Source organism: Mycolicibacterium obuense, from assembly GCF_055397605.1.
The window spans coordinates 1,071,560-1,088,021 of sequence record NZ_AP043663.1 but is presented as its reverse complement, the minus strand read 5'-3'; the positions used below and the strand labels follow the sequence as shown (position 1 = coordinate 1,088,021).

Below are 16,462 nucleotides of genomic sequence, written 5' to 3'. Positions count from 1 at the left end.
CTTCTATCTCGTGGGCGTCCTCATGGCCGAGGGGCCCGGCTTAAATCTTGGCGACCTGGTTGAAGGTCAGTTCGACCGGTGTCTCGCGACCGAAGATCGACACCAGCACCTTGAGCTTCTGCTGCTCGGCGTTGACCTCGCTGATCGATGCCGGCAGGGTCGCGAACGGCCCGTCCATGACGGTGACCGACTCGCCGACCTCGAAGTCGACCAGGATCTCGGGACGCTCCATCGACGCCTCGGAGGACGCCGCGGCCGTCGACGCCGCCTTGCCGGGCTTCTTCGCCGCCGCCGGCGGCAGCAGGAACTTCACCACGTCGTCGAGCGACAGCGGCGACGGCCGCGACGTCGCGCCGACGAAGCCGGTGACGCCGGGGGTGTTACGCACCGCACCCCACGACTCGTCGTTCAGTTCCATGCGCACGAGGATGTAGCCGGGCAGCACCTTGCGATTGACCTGCTTGCGCTGGCCGTTCTTGATCTCGGTGACCTCTTCGGTGGGCACCTCGACCTGGAAGATGTAGTCGCCGACGTCCAGGTTCTGCACGCGGGTCTCGAGGTTGGCCTTCACCTTGTTCTCGTAGCCGGCGTAGGAGTGGATGACGTACCAGTCGCCCGGCTTGAGGCGCAGCTCCTTCTTGAGCGCGACGGCGGGGTCCTCGTCCTCGGCCGGCTCGTCGGCTGCCGGGGCCTCGTCGGCGTCGTCCGGCGCCTCGACCAGCGGTGCGTCCTCCACGGCCTCGGCCGGGCTGGTCTCGTCGAGATTGCCGGCCCCCGCGGCGGTGATCACCACCGCCGGATCCGCATCGGCGATGCGTGCCTCGGACACGTTCGCGGCGCTCTCGCCGTCGAAGCTGGTCACGTGTCAGTCCTCTCTCAGATGTATTGCGTCGGGTGGGGTGACCGCGTGGGTCAGCCGAACACCAACGTCACGAGCTTGGCCAGGCCCAGGTCAACTCCACCGATCAGCGCCACCATGAAGACCAGGAACACCAGCACCACGGTGGTGTAACTGACCATCTGCTTGCGGTTCGGCCAGATGACCTTGCGCAGCTCGGCGACGACTTCCTTCAGGTAGTTGAAGATGAAGGCGATGGGGTTGCGCCCCGGCCCGTCCTTGGGCTTCTTCGCGGTCTTCTTCTTCGCCTTCGGGCCCTTGCCGTTGTCCTTGCCACCCGACGCATCGGTCTCGGGCGCGGCGTCGGTGTCGTCGGTGTCGTCGACATCGACAGGCCGACGCGACCGCTTACCGGTCGGTCGTAGCGGACGGTTCACGACCGCGGTCTGCACTCGTGCGTCACCGCCGTCGGTCTCCGCGCCGCTGTCGGTGCCTGCCGAGCTGGCACCGTCGCGCTCGTCGCTCACCGCGTGCTCCCTCGTGATCGGTCGTCATGGGTCCCGGTTCGTGGGCCCTGCTGTCCAGTATCCAGACCAGGCCGGGCCGGCCCCACGTATCGAGTATTCAGTTGAGCAGGGGCGACAGGACTTGAACCTGCAACCTGCGGTTTTGGAGACCGCTGCTCTGCCAGTTGAGCTACGCCCCTAGAGGGTGTCCCTGCAGGGCTCACACAATTTGCGCGCTCCCCGTGCGGTGACACAAGCCCCGACGGACAGCGCGCTCAACTGGGAAAACCCAAGTGCCGAGTGTAGCGCGCCGCGGGTCGGAGTTACTAATCCGCCGCCGACCCGGTGTCGTGGGCGACGGGCTTGCGGACGACCTGACCCGTCTCCGGGTCCCAGCCCGCCGAGATCGAGTTGTCACCCTCATGACCCATCAGGGTGGTGAAGGATTCCATCACGATCTCGCCGTTGGGATCGGTGAGGACGTTGCGGGTGGTCACGATGTCGGCGCCGAATCGTTCGTCCACAGTCTGAATGTGCATCGTCCCGTTGAGCGCGTCTCCGGCCTTGATCGGACGGTGGAACAGGAACTTCTGATCGACCTGCACGATCTGCATCGTCTCGAGGCCTACGTCGACGTGCTGAAAGAAGTGGTTCTGGATCATCACCGCGAAGATCGCCATGAACGTCGGCGGGGCGATCAGCGATTCGTGCCCGAGTTCGGCAGCAGCCTTCTCGTCCAGGGTGGCCGGATCAGTGGCCTTCACGGACTTGGCGTACTGGCGGACCTGTTCGCGGCCCACCAGGAAGGTGTCGGGGTATTCCCACACCATTCCGCGGATGTCGGTTTTGAGTGCCATGTGCGCAGACCTGCCTACGCCAGCTTGGCCACGGCCACGGCGCGGCCGAAGATCTTCTTGCCGCCCGCGGTGGCCGTGAGCGCGATGGTGACGGACTTGGCGTCGTCGTCGACTGATTTCACCCGTCCGTTGAACACGATCTCAGCGCCCTTGCCGTCGTTCGGGACGGGGACGACCGCGGTGAAGCGCACGTTGTACTCGGTGACGGCGGCCGGATCGCCCACCCAGGAGGTGACGTACCCGCCACCGAGACCCATCGTGAGCATGCCGTGGGCGATGGCGGTGTCCAGGCCGACCTGCTTGGCGATCTCGTCGTCCCAGTGAATCGGGTTGAGGTCGCCGGACACGCCGGCGTAGTTGACCAGGTCGGCCCGCGTCAGCGGGATGGTCTTCTCGGGCAGCTCATCGCCGACCTTGACCGAACTGAATTCACGCAGTGCCATCTGAAAAGCCACTTTCTCCGTCTTCTTCGCTCCGCCCCGCCAGGGTGGTGTAGGACTCCTGGACGACGTCGCCGTTGCCGTTGCTGACCACGTTCTTGGTGACGATGATGTCGGTGCCGTGCGCCGTGCGGACCGAGTCGATCCACACGTCGATGTACAGCGTGTCCCCGGCCAGGATCGGGCGAACGAACTTCAGGGACTGGTCCACCTGGACGATCTGGGCATCGGTGATCGCGATGCCGGCGGTCTCGAACATCGCCCGCTGCGCCTGATATCCGAACACCGAGATGAATGTCAGTGGCGCGAGAAGCGCCCGGTGACCGAGCTCGGTCGCCGCACTCTCGGCGAAGAAGGAGTCGTCGTCGTTCTTGACCGCGGTCGCGTACTCGCGGATCTTCTCACGCCCGACGACGTAGTGGTCGGGGTGGCGATAGTGCAGCCCGACGTACTCGTCCAGGAAAGACACGGCGCAGCGGTGGTCCTAGCGGGACTCTTTGTGAGCCTGGTGCTTGCCGCAGTTCGGGCAGAACTTCTTGATCTCGAGGCGGTCGGGATCGTTGCGGCGATTCTTCTTGGTGATGTAGTTGCGGTGCTTGCACACTTCGCAGGCCAAGGTGATCTTGGGCCGTACATCGGTACTGGAGGCCACGGCAGTCGTCTCTCTCTTTTACGTCTCTTGCGATACGTCTCGTTAGTGTCTTGTAGCGGTGGGGGGACTCGATCCCCCGACCTCACGATTATGAGTCGTGCGCTCTAACCAGCTGAGCTACACCGCCCCGGACGGACCTGCACAGCGGTCCACCGAGCCCCCTAACGGAATCGAACCGTTGACCTTTTCCTTACCATGGAAACGCTCTACCGACTGAGCTAAGGGGGCCTGCAGCACGTCACGGAGCGACGGGCCTTAAAGAGGGTACATTCTCACCGATTGCGGCGCCAAACCGCTGGTCATGCTGGACACCCGGCTGCTGGTGAGGGGCATGCGCCTACGCTGACCCGCATGGCCGAAGACGATCGTCTCTACTTCCGTCAGCTCCTGGCAGGTCGCGATTTCGCGGCCGGCGACATGATCGCCGAGCAGATGCGCAACTTCGCCTATCTGATCGGCGACAGGGAAACCGGCGACGCGGTGATCGTCGACCCGGCGTACGCCGCGACGGACCTGGTGGACGCCCTCGAATCCGACGGTATGCGGCTGTCCGGCGTGTTGGTCACCCACCACCATCCCGACCACGTCGGCGGCTCGATGATGGGCTTCGAGCTCAAGGGACTCGCCGAACTGCTGGAACGCACCAGCGTGCCGGTGCACGTCAACACCCACGAGGTCGACTGGGTCTCCCGGGTCACCGGGATCGCCCCGAGTGAGCTCACCGCACACCAGCACGGCGACACCGTCGAGATCGGCGCGCTCTCGATCGAGCTACTCCACACCCCGGGCCACACGCCGGGTAGCCAGTGTTTCCTGCTCGATGGCCGGCTGGTTGCCGGGGACACGTTGTTCCTCGAGGGCTGCGGCCGCACCGACTTCCCCGGCGGCAACGTCGACGACATGTTCCGCAGCCTGCAGGCCTTGGCAGCGCTGCCTGGCGATCCGACAGTCTTCCCAGGGCACTGGTATTCGGCGGCCAAGAGCGCGCCGCTCGACTCCGTCCGGCGCAGCAACTACGTCTACCGCGCGAGCTCTCTCGATCAATGGCGCACGCTGATGGGCGGCTGACCCGGCGCCGGTCAGCACGAGCTGGGGTCGACCATCAGCGCCAGCCCGCGCCGATCCCGCATTCCCAGAGACCGAGCGCAGGAATCCCGCTGTCGCGCCGCACTTTTCGGCCTTTCACCCGCCGTCTGCGGCGATCCGGTTCAGGCTGTGCCGGCTTACGGTGTGCGCCCATGGTCGTCCTCCTGTGGTTAGGAGCGCGGCGACCCCTCGTCACCGCCGCGCTCGACGATCACGTTAGGAAGACGCAGGGGCGGGGTCGTGCGTAGTCGAGTACCCGATTACCGGTGCGGGGCGAGACGACAGCTGAGTAGTCGCCCCCGCGTGGCCTTTCCCGTCCCCGCCGCTGTTAGGTTCGATGCGCCCCACCACCTCGCCCCAGGAGGCCGCATGACCAGCACCGTGTCCTATGAGCTCGCCGAATCCGTGGCCACCATCACGCTCGACGACGGCAAGGTCAATGTGCTCGGGCCGGACATGCAGGCCGCGATCAACGAGGCGCTCGACCGCGCCGAGTCCGACGCCACGTCCGGACAGGTGAAGGCCGTCGTGCTGGCGGGCAATTCGCGGGTGTTCAGCGGCGGCTTCGACCTCGCGGTCTTCCAATCCGGAGATCCCGCCGCGGCGCTCGGCATGCTCGCCGGCGGGTTCAAGCTCTCGCTGCGCACTCTGACTTTCCCGGTCCCGGTGATCATCGCCGCGACCGGCCCCGCGATCGCCATGGGATCGTTCTTGCTGCTGTCGGCCGATCACCGCGTGGGTGCACCGAAGTCGCGCTGCCAGGCGATCGAGGTCGCCATCGGCATGACCATCCCTATCTCGGCGATCGAGATCATGCGGATGCGGCTGACACCGGCGGCCTTCGAACGCGGTACCGCACTGGCGGCGACGTTCGTCGGTGACGCGGCGATCGCGGCGGGCTGGCTCGACGAGATCGTCGAGGCCGATCAGGTCCTCCCCCGCGCGCAGCAGGTGGCCAAGGAGGCGGCGACCACGTTGCACGCCGGCGCCCACCTGGCCACCAAGCTCAAGGCTCGCAAGCCTGCCCTCGATGCGATACAGGCTGGAATCGACGGCCTGGCAGACGAATTCAAGCTCGGCTGAGACATGCACCCACTGCGATGACCCACGTGCGCGGCCGGATCTGGCGGCACGGTGAACCTCAGGACGACTTCGATTTCTCGGCGATCTCGGACTGCCTCAGCGGCGACGACACGCTGGTGTGGTGCGACATCTATGACCCCGACCACGCCATCCTCGAAGACCTCGCCGACGAACTCCATCTGAACTCGTGGGCGGTCGAGGATGCACTCGCCGAGTCCGAACGCACGAAAGCGGTGGTGTACCGCACCCACACCTTCTTCACGGTGTACGCGGTGACGATGACCGAGCCGGCCGCGCAGGAGGAACCCTCGTCGCTGCTCGAGGTGCACCGCATCTCCGGTTTCGTACTGCCGCGCGGGCTCATCACGGTCCGCTTGTCGCCGCACGTCGACATCAACGAGGTGTCCCGCCGCTTCGACGAGCTCGGCGGTCAGGAATACGGGGTCGGCTCGTTGGTGCACGGCCTGCTCGACGTCGTGGTGGACGGCCACTTCGCGGCGGTGCAGGCACTCGACGACGCGATCGAGGGACTCGAAGACGACCTCTTCGCCGACGAGACGCCAACGAAAGGTCTGCAACGCAAGACCTTTCAGCTGCGCAAGGATCTGGTGGCGTTGCGCCGGGTGGTGCTGCCGATGCGGGAGGTGGTCTCGGCGATCCAGCACCGTCGACTCGATGCCAAGACCGCCCCGGAGCTCGACGCGGTGTACGCCGATCTGTACGACCATGTGCTGCGAGCCTCGGAGTGGACAGAATCGTTGCGCGACATGGTCACCACCGTGTTCGAGACGAATCTGTCACTGCAGGATGCACGGCTCAACGTCGTGATGAAGAAGCTCACCGGGTGGGCCGCCATCATCGCGGTGCCGACGGCGATCACCGGCTACTACGGACAGAACGTCGAGTATCCCGGCATCCAGACCGTCACCGGGTTCATCACCAGCACCGCGCTGATCGTGGTCATGGTCGTCATTCTCTACGTCGCGTTCAAACGCCGAGACTGGTTGTAGGCCACACCGGGTCGCGTGTGGCCGGATCCGTTGAGCGGGGCCGACCGGTGTGCGAGCATCTGCCCATGGAGCCAACCGGGGATCCCGAGGCCCGCATCCGGGACCTCGAGCGGCCGCTCGCCGGCCAGGCCAGTGCCAGCGAGTTGGGTGGTTCGACGGTGCCGGTTCCTCCCTACCCGTACCCCGCCCCGCCGCCCGACCCGTACGCCACATCCGGATACCAGTCGCCCTACTACTCCGCGCCCCAGCAGGTCGTACACAAGCGATCCACTCCTGCGGTGTGGTTGATTCCGCTGATCGCCGGTCTGGTGATCCTCGGAGGGGTCATCGGCGTCGTCGTCTACTTCGTCGGCGGTGATTCCGTTCCCGGGCGGCCCAACGTCTCCGGTGGCGGCGGTACCGTCGCCGGACCCTCGATGCCGGCCGTCCCCGGCATCGGCGGCGGCGACCAGGTGCTCACCGTCGACGCAGGCGGGTCGCTGTCGATCGGCGGCGTGGACCGCACGCAGACGGTGATCTGCAACCAGGGCACCGTGAGCATCAGCGGCATGAACAACACCATCGAGGTGCAGGGATCGTGCGCCGAGGTGTCGGTGTCGGGCATGGAGAACAGGCTGACGGTGGAGTCGGCGGGCTCCATCAGCGTGTCGGGCTTCGACAACACGGTGACCTACCGCACCGGCGAACCGACGACATCGCAATCGGGCTCCGGCAACGTCATCGAGCGCGGCTGACCCTGCCCTGTCGGAGCGCCCCCGTAAGGTGAGTCCCGATGGCGCTACATCTCCATCGGGCTGACCGCACCGACCTGCTCGCCGACGGTCTGGGTGCCATGCTGGCGGCCCCTCCCTCCGACCCGTTCGCCGAGGATCTCGTGCTGGTCTCGGCGCGCGGCACGGAACGCTGGCTCAGCCAGCGGCTGTCCCACATCCTGGGTCGGGGCAGCGGGCAGGACGGCGTGTGCGCGGGGATCACCTTCCGGCATCCGCGCTCCCTGGTGGCCGAACTGACCGGCACCGCCGATGACGATCCGTGGGCGCCGGATGCCATGGTCTGGCCGCTGCTCGCAGTCATCGACAGCTCGTTGGACGAGCCGTGGTGTGCCACGCTGGCCGCCCATCTCGGCCATGGCGAGCAGGGTGAGGAGCGGGAACTGCGCCAAGGTCGGCGCTACGCCGTCGCCCGGAGACTCGCCGGCCTGTTCGCCTCGTACGCGCGCCAGCGGCCGCACCTGTTGATCGACTGGGCGCACGGCCGCGACGATGCCCTCGATGCGGATCTGGCGTGGCAGCCTGAGCTGTACCGCGCACTGCTCGCCCACGTCGATGCCGATCCCCCGCCGGTCCGGCACGCCGAAACCGTTGCACGCCTGCAGGATTGCGCCACCGATCTGCCGGCGCGGCTCTCGCTGTTCGGTCACACCCGGTTGCCTCTCACCGAGATCGAGCTGTTGGACGCCCTCAGCACGCATCACGACCTGCATCTGTGGCTGCCGCATCCCAGCGACGAGCTGTGGACGGCGCTGCGGGACGGTCGTGGCCCCGTGCCGCGACGCACCGACACCTCGCACCGAGCCGTGGCACACCCGCTGCTCGCGACTCTCGGTCGCGATCTACGCGAGTTGCAGCGGGCTCTGCCCGCCGATCCCGCGGTCGACGAGTTCCTCGGCTCCGCCGATCGCCCACCCACGCTGCTCGGGTGGCTGCAGTCCGACATCGCCGCCAACAGCGTTCGCCCGCAGGGCCGTTCACTCGACGATGGCGACCGTTCGGTCCAGGTGCACAGCTGCCACGGTCCGGCGCGCCAGATCGACGTGCTGCGGGAGGTGCTACTGGGGATGCTCGCCGACGATCCCACGCTCGAGCCGCGCGACATCCTCGTGATGTGCCCCGACATCGAGACGTTCGCACCGCTGATCGTCGCGGGCTTCGGCCTCGGTGACGTAGTGCCGGACGGGCATCCGGCTCACCGGCTGCGGGTCAAGCTGGCCGATCGCGCACTCACCCAAACCAATCCGCTGCTCGGCGTGGCGAGCCAGGTGCTCGCCCTCGCCGGCGGACGCGCGACCGCCAGCGAGGTCCTCAATCTCGCCGAAGCACCCCCGGTCCGCGCCCGCTTCGGGTTCACCGATGACGATCTCGACACGATCGGAGATTGGGTGCGGGAGGCCAACATCCGCTGGGGGTTCGACCGCGGGCACCGGCATCCCTACGGCGTCGACTTCGTGCAGAACACCTGGCGGTTCGGCATCGACCGGGTACTCGCCGGTGTGGCCGTGTCCGAGGACGCCCGCACCTGGTTGGACACCACGCTTCCCCTCGACGATGTCGGCAGCAACCGGGTGGAGCTGGCCGGCCGATTGGCCGAATACGTCGAACTGCTCCGCGCGAGTGTCGAGACTCTCAGCGGCACACAGACGGTGCGTGACTGGCTGACGGCGCTGCGCAGCGGTCTGGACCAGCTGACCGCGGCTTCCGACGCCGATGCGTGGCAGGGCGCCCAGGTGGATCGGGAGTTCGCCGACATCCTGGCCCATGCCGGCGCGCAGTCCGAGACGCTGTTGCGCCTCGCCGATGTGAAGGCACTGCTGGACCGTCACCTCGCGGGTCGACCGACCCGGGCCAATTTTCGTACCGGCACGCTGACCGTGTGCACGATGGTGCCGATGCGTTCGGTGCCACACCGGGTGGTGTGCCTCGTCGGCCTCGACGACGGGGTCTTCCCGCGCCAGGGAGTCACCGACGGCGACGACGCGCTGGCGCGGGACCCGGTGACCGGTGAACGGGACAGCCGGTCCGAGGATCGCCAGCTACTGCTCGACGCGATCGGCGCGGCGACCGAGCGGCTGGTGATCACCTACACGGGCGCCAACGAGTACTCGGGCCAGCGCAAGCCGCCGGCCGTGCCGCTCGTCGAGCTCCTCGATGCGCTCGATGTCACCACCCCGCAGCCGGTCCGCGAGCATGTCCACATCCGACATCCGTTGCAGCCGTTCGATATCCGCAACGTCACGCCAGGGGCGCTGGGTACCAGGCCGGAAGAGCCGTTCACATTCGACGTCGCCGCACTGACCGCGGCGCGGGCTTCCACGGCGCACCGGACCGTCAAGCCGCCGCTGATCGGGGCACCGTTGCCCGCCCCAGCGCTCGACGACGTCGTGCTCGACGACCTGGTCGCCTTCTTCAAGGACCCGGTCAAGGGCTTCTTCCGGGCTCTCGACTACACGCTGCCGTGGGACGTCGAGGCAGTCGAGGACGGGATGCCCGTCGAGATCGATGCGCTGGCGGAGTGGAAGATCGGCACGCGGATGCTCGAGGACATGCAGCGTGGGATGACACCGGCGCAGGCACAGCAGGCCGAGTGGCGCCGCGGTTCACTGCCACCGGGCCGGCTGGGCTGGCGGCAAGCTCAGGAACTCGCGCAGCGCACCGGTGCCCTCGCAGCGGCCGCCCAGCAGCACCGCACATCTGATCCCCGGGCGTTCGACGTCGACGTCACGGTCGGGGCCGGGCGCCGCGTCACGGGCACCGTGCCGCGCGTCTACGGCGAGCGCCTGGTGTGGGTGACCTACTCCAAGCTCGACGGCAGGCATCTGCTCGAATCGTGGATTCGTCTGGTGGCGTTGGCCGCTCGCCATCCCGGCCGGGAGTGGTCGGCGGTGTGCATCGGCCGCGCCAAGCGGGGCGACACTCCGCGGCAGCGGTTGCTGGGACCTCCGGAGGACGCCACCGGCGTGCTGGCTGACCTCGTCGAGATGTACGACGACGGTCGTTGCGCACCGATTCCGTTGCCTCCCAAAACGTCCTATGCCTGGGCTGAGACCGAGCACCATCGCGGCGCGCCGTCGCGGGAAGCCGGCTGGAAGTGGAAGTCTGGCAAGTATCCCGGCGAGGATGCCGAACCCGCGCACGTCACGGTGTGGGGGCCGGGCCGCCCGCTGGTCGACCTCGTCGCGGCCGGTCTTCCGGCCTACGCGTCTCGGTTGTGGTCCCCGATGCTGCGCGCAGAGAGGATGCCGGACTAGATGGAACCGTTCGACCTGCTCGGCCCGCTGCCCGAGCCGCGTACCACGACCGTGCTGGAAGCCAGTGCGGGCACGGGAAAGACGTTCACGTTGGCCGGCCTGGTGACCCGGTACGTGGCCGAGGGCGTCGCGACGCTGGACCAGATGCTGCTGATCACGTTCGGGCGGGCGGCCAGCCAGGAGCTGCGCGAACGAGTGCGCGCCCAGATCCTCGACGCACTGCTCGCGTTGGGCGATCCGTCCCGCGCTCGCGGCAACGCGTTGCTCACCCACCTGGTGGCGGGACCTGCCGATGAACTCGAGCTGCGTCGGCAGCGATTGCGTGATGCGCTGGCCGGTTTCGATGCCGCCACGATCGCGACCACCCACCAGTTCTGCCAACTGGTGTTGAGGAGCCTCGGGGTGGCCGGGGACACCGATTCCGGTGTGCAGCTGGTGGAGAACCTCGAGGATGTGGTGCGCGACATCGTCGACGATCTGTACCTCGCGCATTTCGGGCAGGAACGTGATGAACCGCTGTTGTCCTATGACGCCGCGCTGCGCCTGGCCCGCGAGGTCGTCGCCGGCGCGCACACCGAGCTCCGGCCCGCCGGTCCGGCGCCCGGCACGGACGCGGCGGTGCGGGTCGATTTCGCGACTTCGGTCTGCGCGGAGCTGGAGAAGCGCAAACGCCGGCTCGGCATCCTGCACTACGACGATCTGCTGTCCCGGCTCGCCGACGCGCTGGAGGCCGACGGTTCGCCCGCACGCACCCGGATGCGGCGGCGCTGGTCGATCGTCATGGTCGACGAGTTCCAGGACACCGACCCCGTGCAGTGGCAGGTCATCGACCGGGCGTTCAGCGGGCACTCCACGCTGATCCTGATCGGTGACCCGAAGCAGGCGATCTACGCCTTCCGCGGCGGCGACATCGTCACCTATCTGCACGCCGCGTCGAGCGCGGGTCGGCAGCGCACGCTGGGCACCAACTTCCGCAGCGACGGTCCGCTGGTGGCGAGCCTGCAGGCGGTGATGCGCGACGCGCAGCTCGGAGATCCGCGCATCGTGGTGCGGCCGGTGGACGCCGCGCACGCTGACCACCGCCTCGAGGGTGCACCGAACAACGTGCCGTTCCGCTTGCGGGTGGTCACCCGCGAGCAGCTGCGGGTCCGGCCCGACAAGACGATCCCGATCGACAAACTGCGCGAACACATTCCGAAGGACATGGCCGCCGACATCGCCGCGCTGCTGGCCGCCCGCGCGACGTATTGCGGTGAGCCGGTGGTCCCCGGCGACATCGCGGTGATCGTCGAGAGCCACCGCGACGGGCGGGCCTGCTTCGACGCGCTGAACGCCGCGAACATCCCCGCCGTCTACACCGGGGACTCGGATGTGTTCGCCTCACCGGCGGCCGACGATTGGCTGTGTGTGCTCGAAGCGTTCGACCAGCCGCAGCGTTCCGGCCTCGTGCGGGCGGCGGCCACCACGATGTTCTTCGGGGAAACCGCCGAAACCCTTGTCGCCGAGGGTGATCGGCTCACCGACCGGATCACCGAGACGCTGCGCAGCTGGGCCGACCACGCCCGGGAGCGCGGCGTCGCCGCGGTGTTCGAAGCAGCTCAGCGCGCCGGGATGGGCAAGCGCGTGCTGTCCTGGGTCGACGGTGAACGGCACATGACCGACCTGGCGCATCTCACCCAGCTACTGCAGGAGACCGCGCACCGCGAGCACTTCAGCCTGCCGGCGCTGCGGGACTGGCTGCGCACCCAGCGCGACGAGCGGGGCGGCGCGGTCGAACGCAGCCGCCGCCTCGACAGCGACGCCGCCGCCGTGCAGATCATGACGGTGTGGGTGAGTAAGGGTCTGCAGTTCCCCGTCGTGTATCTGCCGTTCGCGTTCAACCGCAACATCCAGACTCGCGACGTCGTGCTCTACCACGAGGGTGACACCCGCTGTCTGCACATCGGCGGCGAGAACAGTCCCGATCACGACGCGGTGCAACGTCAGGGCCGCAGGGAGGCGGCCGGGGACGACGTCCGGCTCACCTACGTCGCGATGACGCGCGCCCAGTCCCAGGTCGTCGCGTGGTGGGCGCCGTCGGCCGATGAACCCAACGGCGGGTTGTCCCGGCTGCTGCGCGGCCGCCGGCCCGGCGAGGCAGTGGTGCCGGATCGCTGCGATCCACCCCGCATCGACGACCCCGACGCGATGGCCGCGCTGCGCGCCTGGGCCGACGCCGGTGGGCCGGTCCTGGAAGAGTCGGTGATCGCGGCTCCGAAACCGGTCGACGACTCCGCGCCGCCCGCCGGTTTGGATGTGCGTCACTTCCACCGCCACATCGACACGTCGTGGCGGCGCACGTCCTATTCGGGGTTGATCCGCGCTGCGGAGGAGACGCCCGGGGTGTCCAGCGAGCCGGAGGTGACCGAACTCGACGACGAGGTCGCCGACGTACCGGTGTCCGAACAGGTCGACATCGGTGCCGACGTCCGCTCGCCAATGGCCGATCTCCCGTCCGGCGCCACGTTCGGCTCGCTGGTGCACGCGGTGCTCGAGACGGCTGATCCGTTCTCCGCCGACCTGCCCGCCGAGCTGGAGAATCAGATCGGCCGACACGCGCAGTGGTGGCCGGTCGACGTGGCCCCGGCCGACCTGGCGGGGGCGCTGATCCCGATGCACGACACGCCGCTGGGACCCCTGGCACCCGGGCTGACGCTGCGGGCGATCGGCTTGCGGGACCGGTTGCGTGAGATGGACTTCGAGTTCCCGCTCGCCGGGGGTGATCTTCGCGCTGCCGGGCCGGCGCTCTCCCTCGCTGACGTCGGCGCGCTGCTGCGCACGCACCTACCGGCGGACGACCCGCTGGCCGGCTACGCCCGTCGCCTCTCCGACGGCGCGCTGGGCGCACAGTCACTGCGGGGCTACCTCACCGGGTCGGTGGATGCGGTGCTGCGGGTCGGCGGTCGGTACCTGGTGGTGGACTACAAGACGAACTGGTTGGGGGAACCGGGGGCGGATCTGAGCGCCGCCGACTACGGGCAACCCCGGCTGGTCGAGGCGATGCTGCACTCCGACTATCCGCTGCAGGCGCTGTTGTACTGCGTTGTGCTGCACCGATTCCTGCGCTGGCGTCTCCCGGACTACACACCGGAGCGCCATCTCGGCGGGGTGCTGTACCTGTTCGTGCGCGGAATGTGCGGGTCGGACACGCCGGTGGTGGACGGGCATCCTGCCGGGGTGTTCAGCTGGCGGCCACCCGCGGATCTGATCGTGGCGGTGTCCGATCTGCTCGCACAGGCCGCACCGTCGGAGACACTGGTGCGATGACGGACTCCCAGGACTCCCGCGTCGCGGTCTACTTCGACTTCGACAACATCGTGATCAGTCGCTATGACCAGGTCAACGGCCGCAATTCGTATCAGCGGGACCGGGCCCGGGATACCGGCACCGGCACGGGTGACTTCGCCGAGAAGCTGACGCGCGCCACCGTGGACGTCGGCGCGATCGTGGACTTCGCGTCGTCGTTCGGCACGCTCGTGCTGACCCGCGCGTACGCCGACTGGTCGGCAGAGGTCAACGCGAACTACCGTGGCCAACTGGTGGGTCGCGCAGTCGATCTGGTGCAGCTGTTCCCCGCCGCGGCGTACGGCAAGAACGGCGCAGACATCCGGCTGGCCGTCGACGCGGTCGAGGACATGTTCCGACTGCCCGATCTGACCCACGTCGTCATCGTCGGCGGCGATTCGGATTACATCGCGCTGGCGCAACGGTGCAAACGGCTGGGCCGCTACGTCGTCGGCATCGGGGTCGCGGGTTCGTCCAGCCGCTCGCTGGCGGCGGCGTGCGACGAGTTCGTCACCTACGACGCACTTCCGGGCGTACCGGTGTTCGAGCCCGACGAGTCCCAGGTCGGCGCTGAGCCGAAGAAGCGTGGCCGCCGGACGAAGGTCCACGACACCGCACCGGACGAAACCGAGGACGAACCTGATCCGCTGGACGCGGCGACGGCGCTGCTCACCCGGGCGTTGCGCATCGGGCTGGAGAGAGACGACGTGGACTGGCTGCACAATTCGGCGGTCAAGGCCCAGATGAAGCGGATGGATCCGTCGTTCTCCGAGAAGTCGCTCGGCTACAAGTCGTTCAGCGAGTTCCTACGCTCCCATGACGACCTGGTCGAGCTCGACGAGAGCTCGACGGCCCGCCGGGTCCGGTTGCGCGGGGAGTCCCCGTGACCGCGCCGACGCTCGACGCGTTCAGCGAGCTGTTGGAGCCCGCCGATGTCCATGTGGCACAGCGCCTGTGCACCCTGACCGACGAACCCGATCCGAATGTTGCGCTGGCTGTCGCGTTCGCGGTGCGGGCACTGCGCGCGGGGTCTGTGTGCGTCGATCTGAGATCGCTCGCCGAGCAGATCGGTCAACCCGAATTACCCTGGCCCGCAACGCAGGACTGGCTCACGGCGGTGAAGGCGAGCCCGCTGGTGAGTCAGCAGGTGGTGCACGTGCGCTCCGATGCCGATGCCGATCTCGTCTACCTCGATCGGTACTGGCGCGAGGAGCAGCAGGTGCGCGACGATGTGCTGGCGCTGTTGGCCTCGCGGCAACCCACCGCGGCACCCGGCCTGGAGCGGCTGTTCCCCATGGGGTGGGAGGAGCAGCGACGCGCCGCCGACATCGCTCTGGCGCAATCGCTAACGGTGCTGACGGGTGGGCCGGGAACCGGAAAGACCACGACGGTGGCCCGTCTGCTGGCCGTGCTCGCCGAGCAGGCCGCCCTCGCCGGGCGGCCGCAGCTGCGCATCGCGCTCGCGGCGCCGACCGGTAAGGCCGCAGCGCGCCTGCTCGAGGCGGTGCGTTCGGAACTGGGAGCACTGGATGCCCAGGATCGCGACCGGCTTCCGGCGTTGACGGCCTCGACGCTGCACCGGCTTCTACGGCCACGGCCCGACAGTGGCTCCAGGTTCCGGCATCATCGAGAGAACCGGTTGCCCCACGACGTGATCGTCGTCGACGAGACATCGATGGTGTCTCTGACGTTGATGGCGCGCCTGCTGGAGGCCGTGCGGCCCGACAGCCGCCTGGTGCTCGCCGGTGATCCGGATCAGCTCGCCTCGGTGGAGGCGGGTGCAGTGCTCGCCGATCTGGTCGACGGCCTCGGTGCGCGCAAGGATGTGCGGATCGCAGCGCTGCACACGTCGCACCGGTTCGGTGTCCGCATCGGCGAACTGGCGGCCGCGATCCGCGACGGGGACGCCGACCGAGCGGTGGAAGTGCTGCGCGACGGCGGTGACCACGTCGAGTGGGTCGATGCCGACGCGCCCGGCGAACGACTGCGCGACGTGCTGCTCCCCCCGGCGTTGCGACTGCGCGAGGCAGCGATTCTGGGCGACGCGCAGGCTGCGCTGAACACGCTCGACGAGCACCGCCTGTTGTGCGCCCATCGTCGCGGGCCGTTCGGCATCGGCCACTGGAACCGTCAGGTCGAGCGGTGGCTCACCGACGCGACCGGTGAGCCCATCTGGGCGGATTGGTATGCCGGCCGGCCGGTCCTGGTGACGGCCAACGACTACGGCCGCAAGCTCTACAACGGCGACACGGGCGTCGCGGTGGTGCGCGGCGAGGGCCTGCGCGTGGCGATCGGCGAGCAGGAGTTCGCCGCCGGCCGGCTCGCCGAGGTGGACACCATGCACGCGATGACGATCCACAAGAGTCAGGGCAGCCAGGCCGACGAGGTCACGGTGCTGTTGCCGCAGCAGGAGTCCAGGCTGCTGACCCGGGAGCTGTTCTACACCGCGGTGACGCGGGCGAAGAAGCGGGTGCGGGTGGTGGGGACCGAGGCATCGGTGCGCGCCGCGGTCGGCCGGCGCGCCGCGCGCGCCTCAGGGCTGGCCCGTCGCCTCGCCGTCTGAGCGAGACTCCGACAGCGCGCTTTCTGCCAGCCATCGGTCAATTCCTGCCAGGTGAAATGAACCCCGGCTCACAGGGGTT

14 protein-coding genes and 3 tRNA genes are annotated in these 16,462 nt (G+C 68.3%); 8 read left to right on the top strand and 9 right to left on the bottom strand.

Annotated features, from left to right (window positions below; genetic code table 11):
- Positions 1-40: 40 nt before the first annotated feature.
- The 9 genes from nusG to ACZ50N_RS05155 form a co-directional block, all read right to left on the bottom strand.
- Positions 41-862 (bottom strand): transcription termination/antitermination protein NusG, encoded by an 822-nt coding sequence (gene nusG, locus ACZ50N_RS05195; protein WP_046361079.1) that lies wholly within the window; start codon positions 860-862, stop codon positions 41-43.
- 50 nt (positions 863-912) lie between these two features.
- Positions 913-1,365 carry a preprotein translocase subunit SecE gene (gene secE, locus ACZ50N_RS05190; RefSeq protein WP_046361078.1) on the bottom strand — a complete coding sequence of 151 codons (453 nt, stop codon included), beginning with the start codon at positions 1,363-1,365 and terminating at the stop codon, positions 913-915.
- A 106-nt stretch (positions 1,366-1,471) separates the two neighbouring features.
- Positions 1,472-1,544 (bottom strand) — tRNA-Trp (locus ACZ50N_RS05185).
- A gap of 126 nt (positions 1,545-1,670) precedes the next feature.
- Positions 1,671-2,201, bottom strand: coding sequence for a (3R)-hydroxyacyl-ACP dehydratase subunit HadC (hadC, locus tag ACZ50N_RS05180; RefSeq protein ID WP_048424734.1), 531 nt, complete (start codon positions 2,199-2,201; stop codon positions 1,671-1,673).
- Positions 2,202-2,215: 14 nt separating this feature from the next.
- Complete coding sequence (gene hadB / locus ACZ50N_RS05175; RefSeq protein WP_073682507.1) at positions 2,216-2,644, bottom strand: (3R)-hydroxyacyl-ACP dehydratase subunit HadB; 429 nt, start codon at positions 2,642-2,644, stop codon at positions 2,216-2,218.
- Complete coding sequence (hadA, locus tag ACZ50N_RS05170; protein WP_133413612.1) at positions 2,631-3,110, bottom strand: (3R)-hydroxyacyl-ACP dehydratase subunit HadA; 480 nt, start codon at positions 3,108-3,110, stop codon at positions 2,631-2,633. The genes hadB and hadA overlap by 14 nt, the downstream gene beginning before the upstream one ends.
- 15 nt (positions 3,111-3,125) lie before the next feature.
- On the bottom strand, positions 3,126-3,293 hold the full coding sequence (gene rpmG / locus ACZ50N_RS05165) for a 50S ribosomal protein L33 (RefSeq protein ID WP_003929651.1): 168 nt from the start codon (positions 3,291-3,293) through the stop codon (positions 3,126-3,128).
- 53 nt (positions 3,294-3,346) lie between these two features.
- Positions 3,347-3,420 (bottom strand) — tRNA-Met (locus tag ACZ50N_RS05160).
- A 28-nt stretch (positions 3,421-3,448) separates the two neighbouring features.
- A tRNA-Thr gene (locus ACZ50N_RS05155) sits at positions 3,449-3,521 on the bottom strand.
- Between the two features lie 123 nt (positions 3,522-3,644).
- On the opposite strand from ACZ50N_RS05155, the gene ACZ50N_RS05150 reads away from it, so the two are divergent.
- The 8 genes from ACZ50N_RS05150 (at position 3,645) to recD (ending at position 16,383) form a co-directional block, all read left to right on the top strand.
- Positions 3,645-4,361, top strand: a complete 717-nt coding sequence (locus ACZ50N_RS05150) for an MBL fold metallo-hydrolase (protein ID WP_048424737.1) — start codon at positions 3,645-3,647, stop codon at positions 4,359-4,361.
- A gap of 387 nt (positions 4,362-4,748) precedes the next feature.
- The gene (locus ACZ50N_RS05145; RefSeq protein ID WP_464474828.1) at positions 4,749-5,462 is read left to right on the top strand and encodes a crotonase/enoyl-CoA hydratase family protein; all 714 of its coding nucleotides are present in this window, start codon (positions 4,749-4,751) and stop codon (positions 5,460-5,462) included.
- 17 nt (positions 5,463-5,479) lie between these two features.
- Positions 5,480-6,472, top strand: a complete 993-nt coding sequence (locus tag ACZ50N_RS05140; RefSeq protein ID WP_464474827.1) for a magnesium transporter CorA family protein — start codon at positions 5,480-5,482, stop codon at positions 6,470-6,472.
- A gap of 65 nt (positions 6,473-6,537) precedes the next feature.
- Positions 6,538-7,206 carry a DUF3060 domain-containing protein gene (locus tag ACZ50N_RS05135; protein ID WP_464474826.1) on the top strand — a complete coding sequence of 223 codons (669 nt, stop codon included), beginning with the start codon at positions 6,538-6,540 and terminating at the stop codon, positions 7,204-7,206.
- Between the two features lie 38 nt (positions 7,207-7,244).
- Positions 7,245-10,496 carry an exodeoxyribonuclease V subunit gamma gene (recC, locus tag ACZ50N_RS05130; RefSeq protein WP_464474825.1) on the top strand — a complete coding sequence of 1,084 codons (3,252 nt, stop codon included), beginning with the start codon at positions 7,245-7,247 and terminating at the stop codon, positions 10,494-10,496.
- Positions 10,497-13,802 (top strand): exodeoxyribonuclease V subunit beta, encoded by a 3,306-nt coding sequence (gene recB / locus ACZ50N_RS05125; RefSeq protein WP_464474824.1) that lies wholly within the window; start codon positions 10,497-10,499, stop codon positions 13,800-13,802.
- Entirely contained in the window at positions 13,799-14,707 is a 909-nt protein-coding gene (locus ACZ50N_RS05120) for an NYN domain-containing protein (RefSeq protein ID WP_464474823.1), read from the top strand. Before recB ends, ACZ50N_RS05120 begins: the two co-directional genes overlap by 4 nt.
- Entirely contained in the window at positions 14,704-16,383 is a 1,680-nt protein-coding gene (gene recD, locus ACZ50N_RS05115) for an exodeoxyribonuclease V subunit alpha (RefSeq protein WP_464474822.1), read from the top strand. Before ACZ50N_RS05120 ends, recD begins: the two co-directional genes overlap by 4 nt.
- Positions 16,384-16,462: the final 79 nt, after the last annotated feature.